This is a genomic window from Photobacterium atrarenae, assembly GCF_024380015.1.
Lineage (GTDB): Bacteria > Pseudomonadota > Gammaproteobacteria > Enterobacterales > Vibrionaceae > Photobacterium > Photobacterium atrarenae.
Map to the genome: position 1 here is coordinate 2,127,579 of NZ_CP101508.1, position 22,740 is coordinate 2,150,318.

The following is a 22,740-nucleotide window of genomic DNA, read 5'->3' on the forward strand; positions in this document are numbered from 1 at the left end:
TCGTGAGTATTCAACGAACCCAACGAGCCGCATTATTTGCCGCTCTCATATCTGTGTTCTGTATATCGGCGAATGGACAAGCATCCGAGCATGAGCCACCGCGGATTGAGCCGCGCAATGATCAGTTTGCAACAGCACATGCGGATCAGTACCACAGCTGGAAAGCCACCGAGGAAAGCGCCGACATTGAGGATGCCCTTGCTGAGTATCCTAATATGGTGATCCTCTGGGCCGGCTACGGCTTTTCCAAAGACTACAATAAGGCGCGTGGCCACTATTACGCGATCACGGATGTGCGGCAAACCTTGCGCACCGGCAGCCCGACCGATGCTAATAGCGGCCCAATGCCCATGGCCTGCTGGAGCTGTAAAAGTCCGGATGTCGCTCGTTTAATTGATGAGCGTGGCGAAGATGGCTACTTTGAAGGCAAATGGGCACGCCTCGGCTCCGAGGTTGTCAACCCCATTGGCTGTTCAGACTGCCACAGTACCGGCAGTGACGACTTTGCCAACGGCAAACCAGCCCTGGCGCTGACCAAACCTTATGTTGAACGCGCCATGACAACCATTGGTAAGCCGTTTGAACAGCAGTCTCGTTTCGACCAGCAGGCCCAGGTTTGTGGCCAGTGCCATGTAGAATACTATTTCTCTGGTCCGAACAAAGCGGTGAAATTCCCTTGGGACAAAGGCACCACAGTTGACGACATGGAAGCCTACTATGATGAGATTGGCTTTAAGGACTGGACTCACGGCGTCTCCAAAGCACCAATGCTCAAAGCGCAACACCCTGGCTATGAGACTTGGCGCGCAGGGATCCACGGTCAAAACAACGTAACGTGTATCGACTGCCACATGCCGAAAGTGCAGAATGCGGACGGCAAAGTCTACACCGACCATAAAATCGGTAACCCGTTCGATCGCTTCGAAGATACCTGCGCCCAGTGCCATACGCAGGATAAAGCAACCATGAAAGGCATCGTGGCCAGCCGCAAAGCCAGCGTGAATGACATGAAATTGCGGACGGAGAAACAAATTGTAGCCGCGCACTTTGAAGCCAAGGCCGCCTGGGACGCCGGGGCAACCGAAGCTGAAATGCAACCGATCCTGATGGATATCCGCCATGCGCAATGGCGTTGGGACTACGCCATCGCCTCCCACGGCATTCACATGCACGCGCCGGAAGTAGCTTTGCGCACGCTGGGCACAGCACTGGACAAAGCCACCGATGCCCGAACCAAAGTGGTTCGCCTGCTGGCGACCAAAGGGATCACCGAGCCTGTCGCGCTCCCGGATATTTCGACCAAAGCCAAAGCACAGCAAGCACTGGGCATGGACATGGAAAAAATGCGCCGGGAGAAGGATAACTTCCTCAGCACAGTCGTTCCGGAATGGGATGAGCAAGCCAAAGTGAGGGAGGCTGGCTACTAGGCACTCAGTGACTAGACTCAATGCACCAACCGGTCGCTGAATATACAAACGGCCCTGTCTGAAAAAGACAGGGCCGTTTTATATCAGAACGGATTGCCCATTAAAGCAGCTGCTCGGCGCGATGAATCGCACGGATGATCTCGACCCGATCCATCTCCGGATGCTCACTGTCGAGGGCCTGCTGCCAGGTCTCAATAGCCTTTTCATAGCGGGCCGTCAGAAAATAGTCGGTCGCCTGTAACATCAGCCCCGGCAGATTATCCGGATCAAGCATCAACGCCCTGCCTAACAGGCGACGCCCTTCTTCTCCCAGCTGCTGACCATCCCGATAGTAAATGGCCGTCGCCTGGGCGGCAAAAATATTCGCCTGCGGTGTTTCTGCCAACCGGGCCGCGTAACTGAACGTCAGCGCCGCGTGCTCAAATTCGTTGAGCACCATGTAAGCATTGCCCAGGGCATACCACAGTTCACCGTTTTGTTTATCACCTCGCAATTTATCCTGAATGGCAGTGATACGTTTACGATTGATTTCATCAGCACTGAGCCCGTGAAACGCATCCCCTGCCGCAAGGCCGGAAGGCTGGGAGGCAGACACCGGTATCGGCTGTCCGAGCCAGGCATACCCGCCCAGGGAAATCACCGCGACCGCCAGGCTGAGCATGCCGGTCCGACGAAGAGATTTGCGATCTCCCCGAAAACTATAAACACCGACCATCGCCATCGCGAGCACCAACAATCCGGCAATTCCAATTCCTAATCCCATATTGACTCCAGCCCTGATCCTTTCTGTAAACGCATCAATCTCAGTGTACTGGTTTCAGTGGCTTATCGTGAGCCTGCATACCCGTTAATGCTGCCTGACTTAATCTGGATCAATCCCGCCCCCATTCCGAAGACCCTCTTCCAATAAGGGCAGCCATTGTCGTTGCGTGACGGCTTTCATTCACGGGTAACATCATGTGGACAATAATGTCATGCCACGGGGATTCAGATACAAACAAGCCCCGCAGGCTAACACGGGGCTTTCAGTCTCTACTAATGGACATGCATTCATGAAGCCAGGCCGCATGTCCGGATTAAGTCATTACATCTGCGAGAACACGTTCATGATCACGCCACCGGTAATGATCAGGCCCATGGCCAGCATGGCCGGGAAGTCGGGCTTCTGCTTGTACAGGATCATCGAGAAAATCGTGACACCAATAATACCAAAGCCACACCAGAGCGAATACGCAATCCCGACCGGGATGTAACCCATCGCCTTGGTTAGCGCGAAGTAGCATAAGCTGTATGCACCGATGACCAATGCCGACATCGCCGGATTGCGGAAGTTATTGGTTTTCTTGATGTATGAAGTACCTGTGATCTCAGAGCAAATTGACAGTGCCAGCCACAAAAAACCTACGTTAAACATGGTATCTCTCCTTACCCTTTCGCTTCTTCAGTTTTCAGTTCGATTGGTGCTTCACTTTCTTCTTCACCCATTTTGGAGAACAGGTTCATGATGATGATCCCGCTGGCAATGATCAGCATGCCGATCATGGCTGCCATATCCGGATGCTGGCCGTAGAACACCATGCCCAGCGTCGAAACTAACAGGATCCCGGTCCCCGACCAGGTTGCGTAAGCAAGACCAACCGGCAGGTACTTCACTGCTTGAGACAGCGAGTAGTAACACACCACGTACAGCAGTACGATCACCGCCAGCAACGCTGTTTTGGTAAAGCCTTCACTGGTGTCGAACATTTTCAGGGTTGAGGTGGCTGAGGTTTCGGAGGCAATCACCAACGCCATCCAGAGCCATTTTTTTACAGATTCAGACATAAATACTCCTAAAGTTTGCTTTCAATTTTTTGTTTACGAATCAGATAAAGCGTTCGCTAACCAACCTGCTGAGCCTTGACATACTCCTGAGCCAGATCGGTGAACCGATCCTGCTCCGAGAACGCGGCAACCCCCTTCACCATCACCTCCGAGAGGGTGATGAAGCGCGGCGATACTGACTCAGCCGGTGCATTTGCGTGTGTTGTCTTGACGTTTGTTGTTCTTGCGTTTACTGCTCTTGCGGTTGCTGTTCTTGCATTTGTTACAATTTCGTTTGTTGACAGGGTGTGGCCGCCCGGCTCCCGGGGTTCTGCATCAAATACCGAGATCGGACCGAGCGTTAAGCCCAGCGCCTGCACCGCCTGACGCTGGGCTGCCAGTCTTGCGGTCATGGCCGGGTTATTGGCCAGTCCCTTCAGCTGGTTCAGCTCACTGTCGAGCCGGCACTGATAGTCCAATGCGGCCGTCGGTATCCCTTTCATCAGAGCGGTTTGCACCAGTACGGCACCTGGCGTTCCCATCAGGCCGTTGGCGATCTCGGCCAGCGTTGCCGGATCGAGAAACGGTAGCCATACCGCCTCAAAGCCCGACAGAAACTGCGCCGGATCGCTGCCGTCCCACGTCAGAATCTCTCCGACGTCCTGCCACTGAACCGCTGAGTGTTCAGCTGACGCCGAGGGCGGGATGTAGATAGCAAATCGGCGCTGCGAGCACTGCTGCAGACGCGCTATGATCAGGGACTGGTAGTCCGCATCACCGCCCAGTACAATCAGGATGCGAGGCTGCATGCCCGCGAGCACGCGTTTCACCAGGGCTTCAATCTGTTGCTCGTTCATTCCTACCTCTCTTAGCTCGGTCATTCATCTGGCTGACTTACCTCACCAGATAAACGTCTTCCCCGGAGCGGATCCCTGCCGCGTTGGCTTCGTCGGTGTCGATATGAAACTCCAGTGCGTACGCTGGGCTAACCCGCACCACCACCTGCTCGAATACCACACCGCAACCCCCACCGGCACGCACCTTCACCCGCTGGCCGTTCTCGACCTGAAACCGCGCGGCATCCTGCGGGCTCATGTGGATATGGCGTTGGGCACAAATCACTTTCGAATCAAGGTGGCAGTAGCCTGCGGCCCCGACCAGCAAGGCATCTGCCGAGCCTGTCAGATCGCCCGATTCACGAACCGGCGCCTGGATACCCAGGGTGTAGCAGTCAGCTTTCGAGACCTCGAGCTGGGTTTCTGCCCGCGCCGGGCCCAGCACACGGACCCGCTGAATCGAGCCCTTCGGGCCAACAATCGTGACGCACTCTTTGGCCGCGAACTGGCCCGGCTGCTTAAGCGCCTTGATAGGTGTCAGCTGATAGCCCACCCCAAACAGCGCCTCGATATCCGGCTGGCTCAGGTGAACATGGCGATTGGAGACCCCGGTCGGAATGCCGAGCGCCGGCACGGCATCGGGCATGGCCGGGCGCAATATCGCGGCCTCCGGACGGCAACTCTTTGTCAGCTTCTGCTCAATCTGTGCCATTAACGTTGCGCTGATCATTGGCGTGTTCCTTGTCTTCGGGTCCGGGTAGAGCGCTTCGCCGCCGGTTTGGCACCAGTCGCCTTGGCGCTTGTTGCGGGTTTCTCTTCAACCGGCTTTACTTCTACAGAACGGGCTTGTTGTTTCGGCTCGGTCAGAGCTACAATTTCAGGCCCCTGAGTCGTTGTTGATTCCGGTTTTTGCTCCGGTTCTGGCTTTTTCTCCAGATCTGAGGGAGCGAGTACCTCAGGGACAAGCTGCGCCTTTGCCTGAACAGCGTTATCGGCTTTCGGGGCGGGCTCGCCATCTGCATCGACAACCGGCTCCAACTGAGCTGCTGTGGTGTTTTCCAGCATCGCCAGTACACTCTCGTCCGGGCGGGCAAGGACCAGTGACGCCACAACGTCTTGCGCTGCTGCAACACCGCTTTCGACCGCTGCCGATACCGCACTGATCTCGCCGTGAAACATCACGGACACCAGCCCCGAACCAATTTTCTTGTAACCCGCCAGATTGACGGCTGCCGATTTACAGGCCGCATCAGCAGCCTGAACGGCAGATGTCAGACCCCGGGTTTCTATGACGCCCAAACTGGTCATCATCATTTCCTCCTTAATGTCGAACCAAGCGGATATCGAAATCGAACTGGGTGAAGAAGGCGCTCAGCTGATCCAGCTCTTCATCGCTATAGCCAAGGTCTTGTTTAATTGGGTAAATCATGTCGAGCTTGTCGTACTTGGTTTTGCCAAACTGGTGGTATGGCAGCACGTCGATACGCTGGATGTTGCCGCGCTTGGCAAGTTCCATGACATAGCTGAATGCCCCGGTGATCGCGTCGTAGGAATCGTTGTAGCCCCGAATCAAAGGCATCCGGATCACGATATTGGCGCCCATATCGACCAGGTACTCGAGGTTGCGTTTTACCCCTTCGTTCCCGATCCCGAGCAACTGACGGTGTTGGTGGGTATCAATCTGCTTGATGTCGAACAAGAACAGATCCGTGCACGTTGCCAGTTTCTGGTAGTTCTCCAGCGAGGTTGTGCCCTGGGTTTCGATCGCGGTGTTGATCATCTGCTTTTTGCATTCGGTCAGCAGTGCCGTGGCGAAATCCGCCTGCAGGCTCAGTTCACCGCCACCCAAAGTCACCCCACCGCCGGAAGACATATAGAAGTCGTAGTCCTGCATGATGATCTCCATCAGCTCAGAGACCGTGACATCTTTGCCCATCACATCCAGCGCATCGCCCATACACACCTCTTCGCACTTCCGGCAACCAATACAATCCACCGTCCGGTTGATCTTGTGTACGGCCTTACCGTCTGCCCCGGTGCTCATCAGGTGCACCCCGGCAGGACAGACCTCGGCACATTTGCCGCAGGCGACACATTTGTCCTGGCTGAACATCACTTGGTACTTGCTGCTCAGCCCCTCGGGGTTGGCGCACCAGTCGCATTTCAGGTTGCATCCCTTGAAGAAAATCAGCGTGCGGATCCCGTCACCGTCATAGATGGAATATTTCTGGATATTGAATATCCGCCCGGTCAGCTCGGTGTCTTTGCTCACTTGTGCTATCCCAGTCATTATTTATTCTCCTCACTTCGCTCGCGCTTCGTGGCTTTAATCAGGGGCCTTGCGGCCCCTGGCGCTGGGTCAGAATTTTTCCAGTACGGTACGGCTGATGATTTCGTCCTGAACTTCCTTGCAAAGCTCGACGAAGTAGGCGCTGTAGCCGGCAACACGCACGATCAGGTCGCGGTATTTCTCCGGCTCCTTCTGGGCCTTCTTCAGCACTTCGTTATCGACATAACTGAACTGCATCTGGCCGTTGCCGAGAATCGAAGCTGTGCGCAGCAAGGTGATCAGGCCGCTCTTGCCTTCCGGGGTATCGAGCAGGCCTTTGAGGAACTTGAAGTTGTGCACCATACCGATGTTCATGGTTTCAACATTCATTTTGCTCACCGACTTGATAATCGCTGTCGGGCCTTGCTTATCCGCCCCCTGCGTCGGGCTGATCCCGTCAGACAGCGGCATCCACGCCAGACGGCCATTCGGGGTCGCATTGGTCAGTTCACCAATCGGGGTATTGTTGGAAATCGACAGGGTGCCGTGGCTCAGACGCGAGTAAAGCATCTGGTACTTGCCACACTCGCGCTCGGTCCACTCGGTGATATCCAGCGCGAAATCATCGGCATAGTTATCATCGTTACCGAACTTCGGCGCATTCAGGCAGTCACGGCGCAGCTCCTCAAAGCCTTCGAAGTTAGCCAGCATCGCATCACGCATCTGCTCCAGGGTGTATTTCTTGTCTTCGAAGACCAGTTTGCGGATCGCAGCCATGGAATCGACATAGGTTGCCAGGCCGGAGAAAATCAGACCCGGACCATAGTTCACCACCGCGCCCCCGGCACTGACGTCTTTGCCCTGCTCCATACAGCCTTCCACCAGCAGTGACATCAGCGGCTTCGGTGCCACATCGCGGTGGACGCGCTGGCTGATCACCGTCCCGACTGCTGACAGTTTGACGATATGGGCGATTTGCGCCTTCACCGCCGCATCAAAGGCTTCGAAGGTGGTCAGCTGATTCAGATCGCCGGTGTCCAGCCCCTGGTGGCTGTCGAACAGCACCATGCGGCCACGGTTGAGCACGAACTCAATTGCAATCGGCCACTGGGTGTACCCGGTAGAGGTCCACTGGTAGATGCGGCCGGATTTCTGCGGTTCGACGCAACCCATCAGACAGTAGTCACGGGCATCTTCGAAGTCGTAGCCCTTGCGCAGCATCATCTTGATGTGCGAGTCATCGAAGTGACAGGCCGGGAAGCCCATCCCCGCTTTCACCACATCGACGATTTTTTCCATGTAATGCTGCGGCGACTGGTTGTGGATCCGACACGCCAGCGATGGCTGATACACTTTCACGAAGCGCACGGCATCCATGATCAGCAGGGTCAGGTCGTTGGTCGCATCACCGCCCATCCGCTTCTGACCGCCGACGGTCAGGTTAATGAACGGCTGGTAGCCGGCGAAGTATTTCGCACCCAGCTCGCTCGACATCCACATCAGCTCGGCACACTTGATGATGAAGGCCTGCATCATCTCCAGAGCCTGCTCTTGCGTCAGACGGCCGGATTCAATATCAGCCTGGTACATCGGATAGCAGTACTGGTCCAGACGACCCAGAGACAAACCGGTCTGGTTTTCTTCGACCTCGAACAGGGATTCCACAGTCCAGATACTCTGCAGGGCTTCCTGTAAGGTCTTCGGCGGGTTGGCCGGCACGTTTTCATTGGTCTCGGCGATGGTGAACAGCTCGGCACGGCGTACCGGATCGGTTTCGGTCAGGGCCAGCTCGCGGGCATGGTTCGCGAGGCGCTTGGCGTAGGCCATCACGCCTTCACAGCTTTCAATCGACGCCTTGTAGAAATAGATCTTGTCGATGTCTTCCGGGTTTTCCATGCTCAGCTGAGCCAGTTTTTCCTCGGCATCGGCCTTGATCCCCTTCATGCCCTTGGTGAACAGCAGGACATCGTAGCCCGGACAGGTATCGCCGCCCCCGTTGATCTGGTGGTAAGACAGATCACTGACATAAGTTTCGCCGCTGAATTCCCACAAACCCGCTTCGCGGTACTGGGCTTCACAGATCTCATCCAGAGAGCGGCCTTCCCAGAACGGGACGATCTCCTCACGGATCACCTTCTTGTCTTCTTCGGAGATCTCAAACGGATCCTGCGGGCGGGTGCTCATGGTATCGAGCTCGTCACGGACCCAGCGCCAGGCGATATCCGGCGAGAAGGCACCGGCACGTGGCTTGCCACAAGGGTGACCAACAATCAGCTCGTCGTCCTGGATCAAGAGTGGCGCCGTTTCACAGGCCACCCGGAACGCCTTGGCACGCAGCAGGATTGTCGGCAAACCCTGATGCTGCTTGGTTACTTCAGTGAAGGCCAGCGCACGGTAGATAGACACACTCGGACGCGCTTTCAGGTAGTTCTGGCGCAGGCGCTGCATCCGCGGCGTCAGACCTTCCATCGCTTTCACTTCAGGCTCGCCCGCGGCTTGCGGCGCAGCCGTTGACATTGCAGCACCACCGGCCCGGTACAGGCGAACCGTCAGTTTGCTGTCGAGGCTAGCCAGGTTGTTCCGGGCCGCCAGCAGCATTTTGGACAGATCGTTGATCACCAGTTGGCTGTCTTCGAAACGGCCACCCTGGACCATCCAGTCGAACATCGGGTAACCGTCGACGGCTTTCTCAGCACGGACTTCAGACAGCTCACTCAGTTTCAGCCACAGACACTCAATCACCTCGTATGCCTGCTGTTCGGTGATCGCACCGCTTTGCAGATCACGTTGATAGTAGCTGTAGAGTGCCTTGTCAAAGCCGGTCACACCGACAGCGTAACTGCCGTTATCCAGGTGCATCATCAGCTGGAACAGATAGAAGGCCTGACAGGCTTCCTTGAAGGTCTGTGCCGGTTGCGCCGGAACGCGGCGAAGGATCGCAGCGGTTTCTTTCAGCTCAGCCTGGCGGTACGGGTGAGTTTCCGTTTCAGCCATGCGCGCCATCTCGGCGGCCAGTTTGTTAGCCAGCGCCACGGCACCATTGCAGGCAAAGATCATGGCCTTGCCCTGATTCACTTCGTCCATGCCACTACGGCTGATTGCGCTACCGATATTTTTCAGGCGCATCTCAATGTGTTGTTCCAGGACCTGGAAACCGGAGCTGATCACTGACATGTAGTCAGGGCTGTTGGTTTTGTCGCAGTTGAGGAAGCCAAACACCGATTCGTTGTTCAGTTCGGCTTCAGTGTGGAAGATCGCCCCGCGAGCCTGAGACGACTGGCTGCCGACAATCAGTTCGTCCTGACCGATATAAACCGGCAGCTCAGCCATCAGCTGGGCAAACTGATGGGCATTTTTGACCATCGGCGGCATCCCGGCGATATCGTCGCCCATCGATGCCAGAATCGTTGCGCGCTCGGCGCTAATGGTGCTTTTTTGCGCAAGCAGTCTTTCCGCCAGCATTTTTACACGCGGCGTGAGGGAATAGTTGGCCATCTTCAGCCTCTCCTAATTATATGTTTCACTGTCGGTCGGGCCTGACGACCCGCCGTGGGATATTGGATTGTTGTGCGTTGAGGCACTGCCTAGGTGTGGGCAATCCCTGCAAACGCTTGTCGGTATAGGGTTTCCATGTGGTGCGTATTCACCTCACGGGGGTTGGTCGGTGTACAGCCGTCTTTCAGCGCCGGTCCAATCAGATCCGGTAGCGCGGCAAAGAATGCGGGCTCGGCCACCTCACAGTCGCGGATGCCGGGTGGCATACTCATCTGCTCCTTGAGCACATCGATTGCCACAATCAGACTCATCACCCCCTCCCGGGTCGTCCGGCTCGGCAAGCCAAGCTGATTCGCCAGGTGGGCGTATTTGTGGGCGGCAGCGGTCTTGCAATCGCCATGTAAGTTGGCATTAAAGGCAATGACATGCGTCATCATCAGGGCGTTCGCCCGCCCGTGCGGGATCCCGAAAACACCGCCAAGCGCGTGGGCCAGGCTATGGGTGATCCCCAATGAAGCATTGGTAAATGCCATGCCTGCGATACACGAGGCGTTGTGCATTTTCTCCCTGGCAGCCAGGTTGCTGCCGTTCTGGTAGCACTCCAGCAAGTGGGCGAAAACCAGCTGCACAGCCTTCTCTGCCAAGGCATCGCTAAAGTCTGATGCCTGGGTGGAGACATAAGCCTCCAGCGCATGGCACAGCACATCCATCCCGGTATCAGCCGTAATGCCCGCGGGCACCGACTTCACCAATTCAGGGTCTAAAATGGCGTGATCGGGCAACATAAACTCATCGACCACCACCCACTTTTCGCCTTTTGATTTAATGACCGAAAATGCGGTGACTTCCGAGCCCGTGCCGCTGGTGGTCGGGATAGCCACAAAGCAGGGTTTTTTCGCCAGCTTTCCGCTCTCCCACAGGGTGTAAATCACCCCTTTGGCCGCATCGATCACCGAACCACCGCCCAGTGCGACCACCACATCCGGCGCCTCGGCATCCATTTTCTTCATGCCGTTGACTATGACCGAGATGTCCGGATCCGACGTAACCTCGGCAAACAGACTGACCACCATCCGGTTCGCCTGCAGCCGCTGGCGAACTTGATCGGCCATGCCAAATTTGACCATCGCCTGGTCGGTGACGATCAAAGCCCGCTGCCCCGTCAGTGTGCCCAGCTTGTCCAGAGCGCCGTTGCCAAAATGGAGCGTCGGCTTAATCTGAAATTCGTTCATGTGATTGAGTCTCCCTTATCTGTCCTGGTGGACTTTTTCCACGATGGCAACGATTGACATGGCCTTGTACTGCTGTTTGTGCAGCGCAAAATATTCCTCAACCAGGACCAGGTCACGCACACCGGCCCCCACACTATCGACGGCGACATAGGTCCGGTCCTTGATGGGCGCCAGATCGTCCCCCAGTGCCGTGACCAGCAAGAGGTTGCTGCCGCGTAGCTCATCATTTTTCTGGGGGGCGACGACATGCCCGGTTACCTTTGCGAGAATCATAGTTTTGCCACCTTCTGTTGCGTTGCTGCCGAGTTAAGGCGCCATGCGACCCATCACCTGCTTGATGATGCGCTCAACACTTTCTTCGCTGATGTCATGACAGGTATCGCCGTGGGTGCCATGACCGGCAGGCGACGGAATACCACAGCCAAAGCGATCATCCGCCGCCGTCTTTGCTGTTGTCATTGCAGCAGGCGCAGCGACTGATGCCTGACCACCGGTAAAGCGCGTGTCTTCGAAGATGCTGACCGGTGCACTGGCAGCTACTGCCGGAGCTGGTGTAGCAGGCGAAGCAGACGCAGACTGTACGGCTGGCGCGTTCGGCGATTCAGGCTGGCGCAGGTCTTCAATGTTGCGAACGCCGTAACCGACCTTGCGGACATTGAGCAGGTTCATCGGACCGACGTTATCGGAGCTGGAACCACCGCCCAGTGCGCCGCACCCTAAGGTCAGGGCCGGGATCAGGTTGGTGGTCGCGCCAATGCCGCCCAGGGCTGCCGGGGTGTTGACCAGCATGCGGAACACCGGTTTTTCCAGCGCAAACTGGCGCACAATCTCAGGGTTCTGGGTGTGGATCACCAGCGTGTGGCCCAGACCTTCGTTGGTGAGCAATTCCACCACGCGGTCGCAGGCAGAGCGCCAGTCTTCCTCAATGTACAAGCCCAGGACCGGACAGAGTTTTTCACGGGCATACGGATTCTGATGGGACACGCTGTCCTGGCGGGAAATCAGGACCTTGGTGCTGGCCGGTACACTGAATCCGGCAATGCCTGCCAGTGATAACGCGCATTTACCGACAATAGCCGGGTTGATCATGCCATTCGGGCGCAGCAGGATCTCCGCCAGTTGTTGCGACTCCTGCTCATTCATAAAGTAAGCGCCCTGAGCCAGCAGCTCCTGGTGCACCTGCTCATAAATGCAGCGTTCCGCGATGATGGATTGCTCGGACGCGCAGATCACGCCGTTGTCGAAGGTTTTACTGGTGATAATGTCGCTGACCGCCTGCTTGATATCAGCGGTACGCTCGATAAAGGCCGGCCCGTTCCCCGGTCCGCCGCTGATTGTCGGTGTGCCGGATGCATAAGCAGCACGGACCATGCCTTCGCCACCCGTTGCCAGGATCAGCGAGACATCTTTGCTGCGCATCAGCTCTTGCGTGGCTTCCATGGTCAGCAGCGACACACCGTCGACAATCCCGGCAGGCGCTCCGGCTTCGGTTGCAGCACGCTTCACCAGCTCAATGGCTTTCTGGCTACACACCTTAGCGTTCGGATGCGGCGAGAAGATAATTGCATTCCCGGCTTTCAGCGCGATCAGGGTTTTGTAGAAAATCGTTGAGGTTGGGTTGGTCGACGGCACCAGCGCGGTGATGACCCCAAGCGGCACCCCAACTTCCATCACCTGGTTGACCGGGTCCTCGGAAATAACGCCGACCGTTTTGATCGACTTGATGTGCTCATGCACCTTGGTCGACGCAAAGGTGTTCTTCAGGACTTTGTCCTGCCAACGCCCGAAGCCGGTTTCCTCATGGGCCAGTTTCGCCAGCGCTTCAGCATGGCGGGCCGCTTCAGCAGCAATATGCGCCACGATGCTATCGACTTTCTCCTGCGAGAACTGCGCAAACTGGGCTTGTGCCTGCTTGGCCTGTTTCAGCAGCTCCCGGGCTGCCTGGATGGATTGTAAATCCTTGTCTAAAGTCATGCTCTTTGTCCTTCACTAACGCGTGAAACGAAGGGGAAGAAGGATTGCCTTACGACAACTGGGTAAGGCAAACTCGCCCCGGCATCTTGCACAGCGGCAACACTAAGCCTTGTGCTGAGATGCAATTTTCTCGATGTCATTGTGCGGGCGGGCAATCACGCGAGATGACACCACTTCGCCAACTTTTTGCGCCGCTTCAATGCCTGACTCAACGGCTGCATTGACCGCACCGACATCGCCTTTCACCATGACGGTCACCAGACCGGAACCTACATTTTCGTAACCAATCAGCTCGATATTGGCGGCCTTGCACATGGCATCAGCAGCTTCAATACTTGGAACCAAACCTTTTGTTTCGATAAGACCAAGTGCATCTTTCATAGAACTTTCCTTTTATTCAGTCACGGTGTACTGAGAAACGATTTTTTCGATGTCACTGTGCGGACGGGCAATCACCAGTGACGTGACAACCTCACCGACGCGCTGCGCCGATTCCACGCCAGAGTCCACCGCCGCCTTCACCGCACCGACATCACCACGTACCATGGCCGTGACCAGACCAGAGCCGACATTTTCATAACCAATCAAATCAACGTTGGCGGCTTTGCACATCGCATCAGCGGCCTCGATACAAGCAACCAGTCCCTTAGTCTCAATCAGCCCTAAAGCATCACTCATTGTCAGATCCTCCGTTCACGCCACTTATGCTTTATGTTTAATAACGATTTTGTTGATATCGTTATGCGGACGAGCAATCACCAATGAAGTCACCACTTCACCCACACGCTGCGCCGACTCCACGCCCGAATCGACAGCGGCTTTCACTGCGCCGACATCCCCTTTCACCATCGCTGTCACTAAGCCGGAACCGACGTTCTCATAGCCAATCAGTTCGACATTAGCGGCTTTACACATCGCATCTGCCGCTTCGACACAGGCAACCAGCCCTTTTGTTTCAATCAAACCTAATGCATCACCCATATTTCTTTCCTCCGTACATAGGTCTCGAGTAAACGTTATTGAGAAAAGGCCTCCAGGCCTTAATTTGTGGTTTTCTTATGGATTTATTGGCCTGTTCCAACCACGAAAATCACTATATTCCTCAAAAAAAGAAAATGGCATTAAACTCCAAGAATATTGAAAACTTAGTTTTTTCACCTAAACATAAAGATAAAGAACGCCGTAATTTACAGAAAAAACCTGCTTTTTATTTTTTGGCGATATTGATAATTGACCTAAGTAAGCACCAAAAACGGAGGTAAATCACATCCCAAACAAGCCTCGTCATATCCGAACATTCAGCCTGAAAATTCCGACTGATTCCCTCCGAAACGGTGTTCTCCGGCGGCCATGACTACGGCAATAAACAGGATAAAAACGACAAAAGACGGTTCAGTATTCACCCGTCGCCAGGCAAGGTGTCACAAGTAAATATGGCGACTGAAATAACCGTGGCCGCAGGTGCCGATATGGCAGTGAAAGTGGTAATCGAAGAGAAAGTGGTCGTGGTGGTAGTAGTGGTAGATAAAGTGAAAGTGGAATAAAACATGAAGTGCATCGTCATGAGAGCCTTTGATGACAACACTGCCACCAAAAGTCCGGCGGTTTTCAGGGCTGGTTGAAGAAATTTAGGTTTGGGGATAGCGCATGAAGCGGGGAGACGGGTTCAATTTGTCGCAGCGCCTGCCGTTCATTCACCCGACTAACGGCACGATGATCGGATGCAGGCGTTTCACAGAAGATCAAACCAGCAATGCGGGTTCGCCCGATCTACTGATCACTTAAAGCACAGACAAATAAAGGTGAGTTGATCGAGCTCAGGAGTACGGTGTCGTAGCTAAGCTTCTCGACTTTGATTAGAAGCTCGTCATGGCTGTCAGACATTTCACGCATGAAGTAATCGAACAGCACATCGGGGGATTCATCGATTGAGGACTTGGTCGAAGACCACTTTTTGACCTGGTAATGACGCGTATAGGCAGAGACCCGTTCGCTGGTGTAATCAAACTGAACGTAACGCTGCAAGTACAGCCAGCCGGCCTTGGAGTCTGAGTACCCTTCGACAACCAGTGAACCTTTGCCGCGCTCACTAAATCGAAAGTGAATATTCGCATTCACGGTTTCTGTCACCGTGTCTTCAAAGTGCATGATTGCCCGTGCCGTGCAGCTCAGATCACCAGACTGTGATGGGATCACTTTTGAAACAAAGGGCAAAGTACAAAGGAAAAATAAAATCAGCGCGTAGAAAAAAAAAATCTTACCGCTTTTGCGTGTTTGCATTATTACTTCCAGGAATAATAAAAATAATTGTCACAGTAGGCGTAAGGGTTATTTTCATTTTCAGCACATCGCGCAATATAGGTTCGCCCTAACCCATTGCTCTGCAATTTATCTCCATAGTAAAAAATAAAGCGTTCATCCTTCGCACAAGACAGGCCCAGTTTGTCTCGCACAGCTTTAAAGTTCTTAATGTACTTTTCACCCATCGCACCGTTGATCATCAACTCCGGCGAGAACAGCTCACATAACCCGCTCTCCACCTCGGTCAGACTGACAACATGCAGCGAACGTTCGGTGATGATGGCCGTCCACAACAGCGCCAGAGCAGCGATAAACAATGTCGCACTGGCGATCATCCACTTGCGTTCCTGTTGCTCGGTTTGTGGCGGAAGCTGCGTCGCCTTACTCGCTTTGGCCAATGGCTCGGGTACGACCGCGGGGGCCGTATTCGCCTGCTGCAAGAGCGGATGCAACGGATTGTTATCCACCACCTCAAGGATCAGCTCGGGATTAAGCTCCAGTCGTCCACGGGGAATGGTGACAATCACATTCTCAATCCCGTAGCTGCGAAACGATTTTCTCAGCAAGCTCAGGTATTGGTTCAGGTTACTGTTGGATGAAATCAGGCCATTGTCATCCCATACCTTGGTCATCACTTCATCACGCGTCAGCACGCCCGGATGCTGAATTAAAAAAAACAATAATGCATTGGCGGTAATGGAAAGTTGCGTATCGCTGGCGGCCTGGTCTTCAAGCTTTAGCGTGCCATCTATTGCGTCGTAATATAGAAACCCATTTATTTTATACTTCATTGGTATAGGTTTTTCCTACTCAAAATGACCGCAATCCCCCACGCCTTTTCGCATTGTCATCCCGGTTTACACGCAAGCATCACGTCACCTGTATGCGTTGAAAAATGCCAAAGAAAATAACGCTCGTCGCTTCTGATTGGAGTGGGTATTCATCGGGGTAGATCATACCGCCAGGGCGCAAAATGGATTGTTGATACAGATCAAGAGAGCCTGGTCAGATGAGAGCACATACAGCGATTATGTCTACCAAGTCACATGAAACGGCTTACACTCTGGTGCGCACACCAGTCCGAAGTTTGACTCAAGACATTGTTGCTTTGTCCCTGAACGTCAACCCAGCCCACTTGCCAGCGTTCGGGGCAAACAAAAAGGACACCGCAGATGCAGGTGTCCTTTTTTCAACAGCTTGTTCGCGTGTCACACGATTTCTGTCGGTTCATATCGCTCAGCTCACCAAGCGCGCCCCCTTCAGGCTGTCAGCTCTGGGCAAGCAGCACCAGGCAGGCAAGCCAGTTACAGCTCAAAATCACCAAAGGCGTCACCGTCAACCTGACGCGCCAAAAAAGCCACCAGATCGTCGTGACCACCAATGTAATTGCCGTCCAGAAAGATTTGCGGCACTGTGCGGACCGTATTCCCCGTTTGCTGCTCAACAAAGTCGACCATGGTGGTTTTCGCCAGATCGGTTCCCAGCACCAGCGTGGTATACGCCGTGCCGCGCTCATCCAGAATGGCTTTGGCTTTTACGCAAAATGGGCAGTTCGGCTGGGTGATCACCAGGTTCGGGTAACTTGCCAGCTGTTCAAAGGTCATATCAGACATACGCTTTCATCTTCATCTCAGGAAAATCCGGATCGCTAAGGTTAAGGAAAGACAGCTTGTCTGACAAGGCCCGCTTATGGTAAATCGAACAAGAAGGGGCTCTGTTCAGGCGATTTTGACCGGGATGCGATGGCGGCCGAACTGCTTTGGCGCAGCAAAATGACCGGCGATCTGATAACCGCAATAAGTACAGGCACCACTGTCGGTCAGGGCACAATCACCCAGCTCATACCAGTTGCGGACCAGCACTTTGCTATGACACCCCGGGCAATAGGTACTATCGCCCGCTTCATCGAAAATATTGCCGACATAGGCATAATGAATGCCGTTGGCCAGTGCGATCTCCCGCGCCCGCTTGACCGTCTCCGGCGGGGTCCGGGGTTTATCGAGCATCTTAAAGTCGGGATGAAACGCACTGAAATGGATTGGCACATCCGGGCCAAGATTATCCGCCACCCACCGGGTCAGCTGCTCCAGCTCCACCGAGCTGTCATTTTCATCCGGGATCAGCAGGGTGGTAATTTCAAACCAGACATTCGTTTCATGTTTCAGGTACAGCAAGGTATCGAGCACCGGCGCCAGATGACCGCTACAGATTTTATGATAAAAACGCTCGGTAAACGCCTTGAGGTCGATATTGGCGGCATCCATATCGCGATAGAATGCCACCCGGGGTTGATCACAGATATAGCCGGCACTGACCGCCACGCTGTGGATCCCCAGTTCGTGGCAGGCCTGGGCACAGTCGACCGCATACTCCATAAAAATCACCGGATCGTTATAGGTGAAGGCAATGCTGTCACAACCATAACGCTGGGCGGCGCGGGCAATTTGTTCCGGCATGGCGGTGGACCCTAACGTATCGATTTGCCGCGACTTACTGATGCTCCAGTTCTGGCAAAACTTACACCCCAGGTTGCATCCGGCCGTCCCGAACGACAACACGGAGCTGCCGGGATAATAATGATTGAGCGGTTTTTTTTCGATCGGATCGATACAGAACCCGCTGGAGCGACCATAGCTGGTCAGCACAATTTCACCATCTTTGGCCTGTCTGACAAAACAGGCACCCCGTTTTCCATCCCGTAACCGACAATGGCGCGGACATACATCGCAAATCACCCGGCCATCTTCCAGACGGTGCCAGTAATCAGTTTTAAAAAATTCAGGAGGTTGGTGCATAGAACACCCCTCAGCAGATAATTTTATTCCTATACTAAATATAGTATTGGCAAAAATAACCGCGTGATTTCTATGAATATTCGCCCGCCGGCCGTTGCTGGGAGCTTTTATGATAAGTCCCCGGAAAACCTACAGTCTCAGCTGAGTCACTGGCTTGAGCCGAATCCGCCGATGCCAGAAAACATCCGGGCCATGATTGTTCCGCATGCCGGTTATATCTACTCCGGCAAAGTGGCGGCGGATGCGTATCGCCACCTGAAGTCACAGGCAGCCACGATCAGCAAGATCATCCTGGTTGGCCCCAGCCACCGGTATTATTTCAAAGGGTGTGCTCTGCCCGCGGCCCGTTATTTCTCGACCCCGTTGGGCGACGTGCCAATTGACAGACAAAGTGTTGAAAAGCTGAGCCAAATAGATGATATTCATATCTCAGATGAAGCACATGCCTTCGAGCACTGTCTGGAAGTTCAGTTGCCGTTTCTGCAAACCTGTTTAAAAAAATTCAGTTTACTGCCGCTCTTAACCAGTGATGTTTCCCCAACTGCCGTTGCCCGGATCCTTGACTCAATCTGGCAAGGCGACCAAACCCTGTTGGTGATCAGCAGCGATCTCAGCCACTATCATCCCTATGCGCAAGCACAGCAGATAGACAGCAAGACCTGTGATTTAATCGAACATTACCGGCCGTCGCTGAGACCGGAGCAGGCCTGTGGCTCGACCGGCATTAACGCCTTACTGCAACTTGCAAAACAGCGCCATTATCAACTAACCCGAATAACACGAAAAAATTCCGGTGATACCGCCGGGGATAAGGAGAGAGTTGTTGGATATGTCAGTTACCTCGTCTCAGAAACTCAATAAAGGAGAGCTTACGCAGCTACTGGACGTTGCGCGTGAGTCCATTCGCGGCCATTTTTCAGATGAACTGCCCCGCCCACCCCAGCTTGATCTGTACGGAAAAAAGCTGCTGCGGCCGGGCGCCTGCTTCGTTACTCTCGAGGTCGATGGTGAGCTGCAGGGCTGCCTCGGCACTGTGACGGCCAACGAGCCCCTGGTGCTGGAAGTACACAACAAGGCCCGGGACAGCGCGTACCAGGATCGGCGCTTTATGCCGCTGACGGAAGAGCAGTTGGACCGGCTGATGATCGAGGTCTCGGTACTGTCTGAGCCGCAAGCGCTTGAGGTCGAATCGGAGCAAGCGCTGATAGACTACCTGGAAAATCATCGCGATGGTGTCATTCTGTCAGATCATCACTTACAAGCGCTGTTTTTACCCCAGGTGTGGCAGCAGCTGCCGACTCCTGAGGTTTTTCTCCGCCACCTGAAGCAGAAGGCAGGCTGGCCGGCAAACTACTGGTCCGACACCCTTACCGTCAAAACCTTTACCGTCACCAGTATAAAAGGCCGCTATTTCCAGCTTTCGGATGCCTTCTGATGCCCGTACCGCAGATCTGACTCTGTGTTGTTATTCTAGTGCAACGGTTTCTGACGCGGCTCACGAGGGATCAAGCCGTAAGGTACGGCAGTAAACAGTTCGGGCTGGCCCGCTACGGTCGGGACGGCACGCGCACCCTGCCAGTCCAGCAACATAATGGCCAGCACGTTGCGGTGCTCCCCTTTATCCAAGTCGGTTTCACCTTTTACTGACGGGATTAACCCGGCCTGACGGTCGATACCTTGCTGAATGGCCCGGCGGGTTTTCTCGACTACAGGATCGGACTCCAGCCCTGCCAGCAGGAAGTTGATCCCCACTTCAGCGATCACATCTTCTTTGGTTCGGGCCAGGATCGTGTCGATATTGCGGCGATAGTAATCAAAAATCCACTGGAACTCTTTCTCGCTCACCGGATGCTGATAATAGCCGGACGCGGCAAACACGATATGGGTCAACCCGTATATTTTGTTCATGTATTGCTGCTCACTCAGCGTGGCGTCCTGCGAGTCCGGATAAGTTGCCTTGAACGCCTCGATAAACTCGGCCACCACATCCTGCTCCCCCAATTGCTTGAGCCAGTACACCTGATTCGCCAGCTGCGCCGCCCACGCCCGGATCATCGCCGGATCCGTCGCATATTCGATGAAATCATAACGGCGGATCACCTCACGCAGAGTCGCATCTTCCCGGTGCTTCAACCCGTACTCATCCGCCCGAGCCATTGAACCCAACAACCCGATCCCTAAATATAAGTACTCCGGCTTAGTTTTCGTCACTTCATATCTGAGCTTGCTGCGCTCGCCCGTCTTCTTCCGATAATTGCTGATTTTCTTTTCTGCATATTGACGGATTTGAGCCGAGGTATGCACCTCAGCGGCAAACTTATTGAGGCGGCTGGCAACCCGGGCCATGTCGTTCCAGATCGCGGTTGCGTATTTATCATCCTGGGTCTGACGATACATCCGCAATCCGTAATGGCCCAGGGTATAAGGCGGCAAAGTATAGAGTTCAGATTCAAAAGTAGCTTTGATGAGCGCGGCGTCCTGGTCAAAAGTATGTGCAATCTGGCCGGACCGGGCCGTGCTGTCCGGTAAACCCGATGAGGCAACTTCGGCCCGGACGCCATTTGAAAATAAAGAGACGCAGAGTAACAGGGCAACGCTTAATGATTTCATAAACCTCTCCTTGGCGAACAATGACGAGCCTTACAATTCGCTATTGTTTCATATGAAAAGTACACCAATAACTGAATTAAGTGGGTATAAGTATTGGTAATCAATGCCAAATAACGCTAGCAAAAATAACAATCCATTCGTCAGCCCCGCGTCAAAAGCATTTCCCCGCTCATGCTGAATGTGATCCCATGCGCGAATTTATTTCCCATTCGCCAGCGGATAAATGGTCCGGTAGGTCAGGTTCATCCGGGCGGACAAGGGCCGCTTGGACTTCGGGATCGCATGAGTCCAGTACTGCTGGGTGCTCCCGGCCATGATCAGCAATGACCCCGCCGACAACTCGAACGTTACCTTCTGTTTACTTTGCAAATGCTTCAACACAAAGCGCCGGGTTTCGCCCAGACTGACCGACGCAATCACCGGCTGTGGTCCCAGTTCAGGCTCATTATCCTGATGCCAGCCCATCGAATCCTGACCGTCGCGATACAGATTCGCCAGCACCGAGTTAAAAGACTGATCGCACACCGTTTCACACGCTGACTTGATGCGGAGCAACGTCGGTGTCCAGGGCGCCGGGGGCAGCGTCAAACCAGAATAGGTATAGGCGGCTTCACCACACCAGGCCTGCAACCGGGGCTGCCAGACTTCACGGCCAAAGAGGCGGATTTTCTCCTGTTGCCAGTCCAGCTCTTGCCGCAGTTGCTCAAAATAAGTTTGTGCTTGCGAAGCAGAAAAGAACATCGGTGCCCAGTACAACCGGCCATCGGGAATGTCGAGCCACTCGCCCGATGCTGGCGGTGGGAACAGGGACAAGTTTTCCATCAGGTTTCACCTTCTCCAGCGTGCAAACCCTGCCCTGTGCAAAGTTCGCTCTATCTACAGACATTAAGCCACATCCGGACCGGCATTGAGACGAATATCGACCCACACCAGCCGGTGATCCGAGCCGGCCTGCGCCCGTGGCCGCCCCTGTTCATCACAAATCAGATGACGAAGCGGGTCTTTCTTATCCGGCCAGAACACGCCCGACTGGAGCACATCCAGATTGGACGACGGCAGCACATAATCGAGACGCAGCCCCGCCAGGTGTGTCCACTCCGTCGCCCGTCCCTGGCGCGGCTGCCAGGGCAGGTGAAAGCGACCACCGAGACTTTTCGGAGTCAGTTTACCGGCGCTGACCTGACGGTGGATCCGCGGATGCAACAGCAACCGTCGGATCCCGGCTTTGATGCCGTCGCCGTCAGCCATATCAGCATTGAGATCTCCCAGCACCACAAACTTATCGTCAGCGGCCAGTCCGCCGCGCGCTCCCCAATCATCGCGCAGCCAGGGGGCGTGATCGATAATGTCCGTCAGCAGCCGTAGCTCATCATGGTTGCGCCGGGCATTGCGCTTTTCTTCCCCGTCAAACACCGGTGGTGTCGGGTGGCAACAAAGCAGGTTGAGTTGCTGCGCCCCCACCTGCACCGGGACCAGAACATGATTTTTCGACGACAACCGCAGTACCTCTCGGGCTTGCGGACTGTAATAGTCAGCCGGCATCAGGTGATCCGGCAGATCCTGCCAGCGCCATTGCTGCCAGCTGCGGATCTGCGCCTCCTGCAACGGATAGCGAGACAAGAGCACAAAACTAAAATGGCCATGATGCTCGCCAAACCCCAGTCCGTCTCCCGGCAGCGTTCGCTCCCCGTCACCATCCAAATCATACGGGCTGAGCAAGCCGGTATTGGTCGGCGGACAATAGCGATAGGGGTATGCGATCGGCTGCTGCTGATGCTGGCCGCGCTCCAGGTAATGGCGACAAAAGTTCGCCAGGCTGCCGTCATCGCCGCCAGTTCCCGGGTGATCAAATTCACAAAGCATCAGGACATCGGGCCGGATGTGCTGAATAATGGCAGCCAATCGGCGCAGTCGGGGCTCCTCCGCCGTCGCCGTTTGAGCCAGGATCGCCCCCGGCTCAGGCAAAGACATGGAAACGTTGAATACGGCACACCGCAG

General features: G+C 54.7%; 24 protein-coding genes. 3 read left to right on the plus strand and 21 right to left on the minus strand.

Going from position 1 to position 22,740, the window contains the following annotated elements:
* The first annotated feature begins 47 nt into the window (after window positions 1-47).
* Window positions 48-1,427 carry an ammonia-forming nitrite reductase cytochrome c552 subunit gene (gene nrfA / locus NNL38_RS10065; protein WP_439651390.1) on the plus strand — a complete coding sequence of 460 codons (1,380 nt, stop codon included), beginning with the start codon at window positions 48-50 and terminating at the stop codon, window positions 1,425-1,427.
* A gap of 100 nt (window positions 1,428-1,527) precedes the next feature.
* Here the strand turns inward: nrfA and NNL38_RS10070 are convergent, their stop codons facing one another.
* The 18 genes from NNL38_RS10070 to amrS all read right to left on the minus strand — a co-directional run bounded on the left by NNL38_RS10070 (window position 1,528) and on the right by amrS (window position 18,132).
* The gene (locus tag NNL38_RS10070) at window positions 1,528-2,190 is read right to left on the minus strand and encodes a TPR domain-containing protein (RefSeq protein ID WP_255387913.1); all 663 of its coding nucleotides are present in this window, start codon (window positions 2,188-2,190) and stop codon (window positions 1,528-1,530) included.
* A 321-nt stretch (window positions 2,191-2,511) separates the two neighbouring features.
* Window positions 2,512-2,841 carry a DMT family transporter gene (locus tag NNL38_RS10075; RefSeq protein WP_075762472.1) on the minus strand — a complete coding sequence of 110 codons (330 nt, stop codon included), beginning with the start codon at window positions 2,839-2,841 and terminating at the stop codon, window positions 2,512-2,514.
* An 11-nt stretch (window positions 2,842-2,852) separates the two neighbouring features.
* Window positions 2,853-3,251: a DMT family transporter gene (locus NNL38_RS10080; protein ID WP_255387914.1), complete on the minus strand. Its 399-nt coding sequence runs from the start codon at window positions 3,249-3,251 to the stop codon at window positions 2,853-2,855.
* A 56-nt stretch (window positions 3,252-3,307) separates the two neighbouring features.
* Complete coding sequence (locus NNL38_RS10085) at window positions 3,308-4,087, minus strand: hypothetical protein (RefSeq protein WP_255387915.1); 780 nt, start codon at window positions 4,085-4,087, stop codon at window positions 3,308-3,310.
* A gap of 37 nt (window positions 4,088-4,124) precedes the next feature.
* Window positions 4,125-4,796 (minus strand): phosphate propanoyltransferase, encoded by a 672-nt coding sequence (locus NNL38_RS10090; protein WP_255387916.1) that lies wholly within the window; start codon window positions 4,794-4,796, stop codon window positions 4,125-4,127.
* Window positions 4,793-5,380 (minus strand): BMC domain-containing protein, encoded by a 588-nt coding sequence (locus NNL38_RS24845; RefSeq protein ID WP_439651352.1) that lies wholly within the window; start codon window positions 5,378-5,380, stop codon window positions 4,793-4,795. Before NNL38_RS24845 ends, NNL38_RS10090 begins: the two co-directional genes overlap by 4 nt.
* 7 nt (window positions 5,381-5,387) lie before the next feature.
* Window positions 5,388-6,356, minus strand: coding sequence for a choline TMA-lyase-activating enzyme (cutD, locus tag NNL38_RS10100; RefSeq protein ID WP_255387917.1), 969 nt, complete (start codon window positions 6,354-6,356; stop codon window positions 5,388-5,390).
* A gap of 69 nt (window positions 6,357-6,425) precedes the next feature.
* Entirely contained in the window at window positions 6,426-9,830 is a 3,405-nt protein-coding gene (gene cutC / locus NNL38_RS10105; protein ID WP_255387918.1) for a choline trimethylamine-lyase, read from the minus strand.
* Window positions 9,831-9,919: 89 nt separating this feature from the next.
* On the minus strand, window positions 9,920-11,062 hold the full coding sequence (locus tag NNL38_RS10110; RefSeq protein WP_255387919.1) for a 1-propanol dehydrogenase PduQ: 1,143 nt from the start codon (window positions 11,060-11,062) through the stop codon (window positions 9,920-9,922).
* Between the two features lie 15 nt (window positions 11,063-11,077).
* Complete coding sequence (locus NNL38_RS10115) at window positions 11,078-11,335, minus strand: EutN/CcmL family microcompartment protein (protein ID WP_255387920.1); 258 nt, start codon at window positions 11,333-11,335, stop codon at window positions 11,078-11,080.
* 33 nt (window positions 11,336-11,368) lie between these two features.
* Window positions 11,369-13,036 carry an acetaldehyde dehydrogenase (acetylating) gene (locus NNL38_RS10120; RefSeq protein ID WP_255387921.1) on the minus strand — a complete coding sequence of 556 codons (1,668 nt, stop codon included), beginning with the start codon at window positions 13,034-13,036 and terminating at the stop codon, window positions 11,369-11,371.
* Between the two features lie 102 nt (window positions 13,037-13,138).
* Complete coding sequence (locus NNL38_RS10125; protein ID WP_075762482.1) at window positions 13,139-13,417, minus strand: BMC domain-containing protein; 279 nt, start codon at window positions 13,415-13,417, stop codon at window positions 13,139-13,141.
* A gap of 12 nt (window positions 13,418-13,429) precedes the next feature.
* Entirely contained in the window at window positions 13,430-13,714 is a 285-nt protein-coding gene (locus NNL38_RS10130; protein ID WP_255387922.1) for a BMC domain-containing protein, read from the minus strand.
* Window positions 13,715-13,738: 24 nt separating this feature from the next.
* Window positions 13,739-14,017, minus strand: coding sequence for a BMC domain-containing protein (locus tag NNL38_RS10135; RefSeq protein WP_015670698.1), 279 nt, complete (start codon window positions 14,015-14,017; stop codon window positions 13,739-13,741).
* Between the two features lie 789 nt (window positions 14,018-14,806).
* Window positions 14,807-15,316 (minus strand): FidL-like protein, encoded by a 510-nt coding sequence (locus tag NNL38_RS10140; protein ID WP_255387923.1) that lies wholly within the window; start codon window positions 15,314-15,316, stop codon window positions 14,807-14,809.
* 2 nt (window positions 15,317-15,318) lie between these two features.
* Complete coding sequence (locus NNL38_RS10145) at window positions 15,319-16,128, minus strand: transcriptional regulator (protein ID WP_255387924.1); 810 nt, start codon at window positions 16,126-16,128, stop codon at window positions 15,319-15,321.
* Between the two features lie 513 nt (window positions 16,129-16,641).
* Complete coding sequence (locus NNL38_RS10150) at window positions 16,642-16,950, minus strand: glutaredoxin domain-containing protein (protein WP_255387925.1); 309 nt, start codon at window positions 16,948-16,950, stop codon at window positions 16,642-16,644.
* Window positions 16,951-17,055: 105 nt separating this feature from the next.
* Window positions 17,056-18,132, minus strand: a complete 1,077-nt coding sequence (gene amrS / locus NNL38_RS10155; protein ID WP_255387926.1) for an AmmeMemoRadiSam system radical SAM enzyme — start codon at window positions 18,130-18,132, stop codon at window positions 17,056-17,058.
* Between the two features lie 72 nt (window positions 18,133-18,204).
* Here amrS and amrB point away from each other — a divergent pair, with 72 nt between their 5' ends.
* Together amrB and amrA are read left to right on the plus strand one after the other, a co-directional pair.
* Window positions 18,205-18,993: an AmmeMemoRadiSam system protein B gene (gene amrB, locus NNL38_RS10160; protein ID WP_255387927.1), complete on the plus strand. Its 789-nt coding sequence runs from the start codon at window positions 18,205-18,207 to the stop codon at window positions 18,991-18,993.
* Window positions 18,962-19,567, plus strand: a complete 606-nt coding sequence (gene amrA / locus NNL38_RS10165) for an AmmeMemoRadiSam system protein A (RefSeq protein ID WP_255390616.1) — start codon at window positions 18,962-18,964, stop codon at window positions 19,565-19,567. Before amrB ends, amrA begins: the two co-directional genes overlap by 32 nt.
* A gap of 35 nt (window positions 19,568-19,602) precedes the next feature.
* Here amrA and NNL38_RS10170 read toward each other — a convergent pair whose 3' ends face one another.
* The 3 genes from NNL38_RS10170 to NNL38_RS10180 all read right to left on the minus strand — a co-directional run bounded on the left by NNL38_RS10170 (window position 19,603) and on the right by NNL38_RS10180 (window position 22,713).
* On the minus strand, window positions 19,603-20,742 hold the full coding sequence (locus NNL38_RS10170; protein WP_255387928.1) for a DUF3541 domain-containing protein: 1,140 nt from the start codon (window positions 20,740-20,742) through the stop codon (window positions 19,603-19,605).
* 198 nt (window positions 20,743-20,940) lie between these two features.
* A complete protein-coding gene (locus NNL38_RS10175; protein WP_255387929.1) occupies window positions 20,941-21,564 on the minus strand; it encodes an alpha-ketoglutarate-dependent dioxygenase AlkB family protein in 624 nt (207 codons plus the stop codon).
* A gap of 63 nt (window positions 21,565-21,627) precedes the next feature.
* Entirely contained in the window at window positions 21,628-22,713 is a 1,086-nt protein-coding gene (locus NNL38_RS10180) for an endonuclease/exonuclease/phosphatase family protein (RefSeq protein ID WP_255387930.1), read from the minus strand.
* Between the last annotated feature and the right edge of the window lie 27 nt (window positions 22,714-22,740).